The following is a 3,541-nucleotide window of genomic DNA, read 5'->3' as shown; positions in this document are numbered from 1 at the left end:
GTTCGCTGGGGCTGATCACGTCCGTCAGGCGGATGCCGAACTTCTCGTTGACCACCACCACTTCGCCATGGGCGATCAGCGTGCCGTTGACCAGCACATCGAGCGGCTCGCCGGCCAGGCGGTCGAGTTCGATCACCGAGCCCTGGTTGAGCTGCAGCAGGTTGCGAATGTTGATCTCGGTGCTGCCCACTTCCATGGAGATGTTCACCGGAATGTCGAGGATCACATCCAGGTTCGGGCCTTCCAGGCTGACGTTCTCGTTCGGCCGCGGCGAGCTGGCGAACTCTTCCATCGGCATGCGACCGGGACCGGAATCGCCATTGAGCAGTGCGTCGATATCGGCCTGGCCGGCGTCGCCGGTTTCTTCCAGCGCCGCCGCCCATTCATCGGCCAGGGCCTGGTCCTCGGCGGAGGTGATTTCGTTTTCGTTTGCCATGGTGTCCTCGACAGACCTTGAATTCGGGAAAATGCGAGCGGCGCGCGGTCAGCGGCGGCCGATCGGGTCGATGATCTGCAGCGCCAGGTTGCCCTTGTGTGCGCCGAGCCGCGCCTTGAACGACGGCACGCCGTTGGCGCGCAGCACCAGGTGCTCGGGCAGCTCGACCGGGATCACGTCACCGGGCTGCATGTGCAGGATGTCGCGCAGCTTGAGCTGGCGGCGGGCGACGGTGGCGGTGAGCGGTACGGCCACATCCAGCACGTCTTCGCGCAGGGCCTTGACCCAGCGTTCGTCCTGGTCGTCCAGGTCGGACTGGAAACCGGCATCGAGCATCTCGCGCACCGGCTCGATCATCGAATACGGCATGGTCACGTGCAGGTCGCCGCCGCCGCCGTCGAGCTCGATGTGGAAGGTCGACACCACCACCGCCTCGCTCGGCCCGACGATGTTGGCCATGGCGGGGTTGACCTCCGAGTTCATGTACTCGAAGTTCACCGGCATGATCGCCTGCCAGGCTTCCTTGAGGTCGGTGAAGGCCTGGTCGAGCACGATGCGCACCACGCGCAGTTCGGTGGGGGTGAATTCGCGGCCTTCGATCTTGGCGTGGCGGCCGTCGCCGCCGAAGAAGTTGTCCACCAGCTTGAACACCAGCTTGGCGTCGAGAATGAACAGCGCCGTGCCGCGCAGCGGCTTGATCTTGACCAGGTTGAGGCTGGTGGGCACGTACAGCGAATGCACGTACTCGCCGAACTTCATCACCTGCACGCCACCCACGGCGACATCGGCCGAGCGGCGCAGCAGGTTGAACATGCTGATGCGGGTGTAGCGCGCAAAGCGCTCGTTGATCATTTCCAGCGTGGGCATGCGCCCACGCACGATCCGGTCCTGGCTGGTGAGGTCGTAGCTCTTGACGCTGCCGGGTTCGGCGGCGTTCTCGGTTTGCACCAGGCCATCGTCCACCCCATGCAGCAGGGCATCGATCTCATCCTGGGACAGCAGGTCCTGCACAGCCATCGGGCGCTCCTACTGCAATACGAAGTTGGTGAACAGCAACTGGTCGATGACCGGCTTGCCGACTTCTTTCTGCGCCACTTCCTGGACCACGGCCGTGGCCTTCTGACGCAGCATTTCCTGACCCACCGGGCTGCCGGCGAGGGTGTCGAATCCCTGCCCAGAGAACATCATCACCAGGTTGTTGCGGATCACCGGCATGTGCACCTTGAGCGCGTCCAGGTCAGCCTGGTTGCGCGCTTGCAGGCTGATGCTGACCTGCATGTAACGCTGGCGACCGTTCTGGTTGAAATTGACCACGAAGGCCGGGGTCAGGGTGTCATAGATGGCCTTGGGCTTGGCGCTGCCAGCAGCGGCCTCGGCGCTTGGGGCAGCCGGCTCGTTCTTGTGCATGATGAACCAGGTGGCGCCCACCGACAGGCCGATGGCCAGCAGCAACCCGACCACGGCCAGGATGATCAGCTTGAGTTTGCCTTTCTTCGCGGGATCTTTTTCTGCTTCGCTCTTGGCCATGCCAATAATCCGTCGTCCGTCAGGGGTTGCAGGGTGGATTACGGGGGTGGAGCAAAGGGCATGCCAATTGTCGTTGGGGGTGCGCTTGGTGCAGCACACGGCGTTGTAGCGTGGAGCACGGCTGCACGTTGCAACGAGTCGTCGGGCGGTGCGGTCAGTCGGTGCAGCGTTGGCCTAACGCCGCTGGTTGCAATCGCGTCCTTTCAGACGGTACTACCCGCTTGAGCCGGGGCGGCGTTGCCGCCCATCGCGACTGAAGTCGCTCCTACACGGACCGCGTTTTGTGGAAGCGGCTTTAGCCGCGATGGGCGGCGCAGCCGACCCAGGGCTGCAACCTCCATATCCCTGCTGTTTGGCGACGCCTGAATCGGGCCGGCTATGCCGGCCATCGCGGCTGACCGGAACGCCGGAGCTCCGCATGGACCGCGTTTTGTGGGAGCGACTTCAGTCGCGATGGCCGGCGCAGCCGGCCCGCTTTCCGCACCGCTGACCGACCGGCGCACCCCACGGCCAGCCTCAGGCGTAGTAATCCACCGCGCTGTCACCGATCACCACCTGCTGGTGCTGAACGCGGCCAGCGTCGGCGACCGGGTCGGCTGAGCCCGCTTCGGCGCGACGTGCGGCGACGCCCGACAGGCTGCTCGAGTTGCCTGACGAGTCTTGCGGGCTGTGCTGCTGTTGCTGCTGCTGGCGGGAGAAGTCCGCCACGTTGACCTCCGGCTGCTGCATCCCCTGCTGGGTGAACAGCTCGCGCAGGCGGTGCATCTGGCTGTCCAGCGCATCACGCACACCGACGTGGCCGCTGATGAAGGTGATTTGCGTGGCCTGATCGGCGGCCACGTTGACCCGCACATTGAGCCGGCCCAACTCGGCCGGTTCGAGCTGGATATCGGCAGATTTCAGGTTCTGGCTCGACAGGTACATCACCCGGTTGACCAGGCCCTCGGTCCAGGCGCCCTGGTTCATCGGCAGCGGTTGCTGCAAGGGGGTTGCCGGCTGCGCATTGGCAGTCTTGGGCGTGGCCGCCTGGGTGAGCTCAGCCAATCGGTTGGCGAAATCGTCGACGCGGGTGTCGCTGCTGGCCGATTTCAGGTCCTTGAGACCATCGTCGATCAGCCCGCCGAACGATTTCTCGCCAGGCTTGCCACCCTCGGCGTCCCCTTCCAGCGCTGCAAGCTGGGTCGCCAAGGGATTGACGGTGGTTGGCCCATCGGCGGTTTCAGCGTCAGTTGCCTGGGCGTGGGCCGAGGTCGCGCCTTGGGCCTTGGCATTCTGCTCCAGGGCCAGGCGCAAGGTCGGCATCCCCGCCAGCGCATCGGCAGCGGGATCGAAGGTTTCAGCCTGGGTCTGCGGGTCGCTGACGGCCGCTTGCAGCAGCGGCGCGACCACCTGTGCCTGGGCTTGAATCAGTTGCGCACCTGGGGCGGCGTCGGTGACCTGGCCGGCCACGAGGCTGGCGTCGCGCACGGTACTGGCGTCTTCGTCGGCCGCACCCTGGGCCGTGCCTGGCAACGTTTTGCCGCCAGTGGCAACGCCTGCGGCGCCGGGGCTTGCCGCATCGCCGGGATCAGTGGCGGG

The 3,541-nt window shown here is 65.4% G+C and carries 4 protein-coding genes; all 4 read right to left on the bottom strand.

Annotated features, from left to right (window positions below; translation table 11 throughout):
• Positions 1-436: flagellar motor switch protein FliN (gene fliN, locus RT028_RS13035; protein ID WP_312935410.1), on the bottom strand; the 436-nt coding region annotated here is incomplete at its 3' end.
• A 48-nt stretch (positions 437-484) separates the two neighbouring features.
• Positions 485-1,453, bottom strand: a complete 969-nt coding sequence (gene fliM / locus RT028_RS13030) for a flagellar motor switch protein FliM (protein ID WP_312935409.1) — start codon at positions 1,451-1,453, stop codon at positions 485-487.
• 9 nt (positions 1,454-1,462) lie between these two features.
• On the bottom strand, positions 1,463-1,963 hold the full coding sequence (gene fliL / locus RT028_RS13025) for a flagellar basal body-associated protein FliL (RefSeq protein WP_312935408.1): 501 nt from the start codon (positions 1,961-1,963) through the stop codon (positions 1,463-1,465).
• A gap of 516 nt (positions 1,964-2,479) precedes the next feature.
• A partial coding sequence (locus tag RT028_RS13020; protein ID WP_312935406.1) for a flagellar hook-length control protein FliK occupies positions 2,480-3,541 on the bottom strand: 1,062 nt, incomplete at its 5' end.

It is taken from the genome of Pseudomonas sp. (assembly GCF_032058845.1).
GTDB lineage: Bacteria > Pseudomonadota > Gammaproteobacteria > Pseudomonadales > Pseudomonadaceae > Aquipseudomonas.
This window is presented reverse-complemented; position numbering and strand designations above follow the sequence as displayed.